General features: G+C 36.3%; 1 pseudogene. It reads left to right on the forward strand.

From position 1 onward, the window contains the following. A pseudogene (gene pyrG / locus V6255_RS18780) lies at positions 1-167 on the forward strand (CTP synthetase); the annotation flags it as partial. Positions 168-215 lie beyond the last annotated feature (48 nt).

Genomic DNA, 215 nt, shown 5'->3' on the forward strand with positions numbered 1-215 from the left:
TGATAAAACAACAAGGTTTAGATCAAATCTGTGTTGAACGTTTTGGTGTAGATTGTCCTGAAGGAGATTTTAGTGAATGGGAAAATGTAGTTTCTGAAGAAGCTAATACAAGCAGTGAAGTTATTATTGGTATGGTGGGTAAATACACTGAGTTTCCTGATGCTTACTAATCAGTGAACGAAGCATTAAAACATGGCGGCTTAAAAAATGCTGCG

It is taken from the genome of Psychromonas arctica, from assembly GCF_038155225.1.
Classification (GTDB): domain Bacteria; phylum Pseudomonadota; class Gammaproteobacteria; order Enterobacterales; family Psychromonadaceae; genus Psychromonas; species Psychromonas arctica_B.